The organism is Photobacterium sp. SP02, assembly GCF_038519165.1.
Lineage (GTDB): Bacteria > Pseudomonadota > Gammaproteobacteria > Enterobacterales > Vibrionaceae > Photobacterium > Photobacterium halotolerans.
Map to the genome: position 1 here is coordinate 1 of NZ_JASJOJ010000169.1, position 449 is coordinate 449.

2 protein-coding genes are annotated in these 449 nt (G+C 54.1%); both read right to left on the reverse strand.

Annotated elements, in window-relative coordinates; translation table 11 throughout:
• Window positions 1-168, reverse strand: a 168-nt coding sequence (gene gpU, locus P0Y67_RS22825) for a phage minor tail U family protein (protein ID WP_227481786.1), incomplete at its 3' end; no start/stop codon positions are given.
• Window positions 165-449 (reverse strand): phage tail protein (locus tag P0Y67_RS22830; protein ID WP_049293789.1); only part of this gene is annotated, 285 nt, incomplete at its 5' end. The genes gpU and P0Y67_RS22830, both read right to left, overlap by 4 nt.

Genomic DNA, 449 nt, shown 5'->3' on the forward strand with positions numbered 1-449 from the left:
ATCGCTGTCCAGCTCTTCGCCCGTGTATTCAGCGCCGGTGAGATAAACGGCAACTGCCGGAAAATCCGCCTCATCAAAAACAGCGGGGCGACCATCAAAAAACGTCGCCCCGGTGTCATGCTTCTCCAGTGCATCCAGTACGGCTGCACGGAGTTCAGTATGTTTCATCGCTTTATTACCATCCTCAGTTGATGCTGCAGCGCATAGCCCAGCTCTTTCGGAAGACGTTCACGCCGTATCCGCTCAATATTTTGTTTAAACGCCGTGGTCAGCGGCACCGCCATCGGGATTTTCACCACATCAATGGGGTAACGGTTTTTCCCAGCCACACGCTGCATGACATGCCACCGGCCATTTTTCAGTTGCTGAATAAACGCGCCGGGAATACGACGGTTACCCACCACAAGCACGCTGCCGCCACCTTTCAGGGATGAACGCTGCCCCTTTTT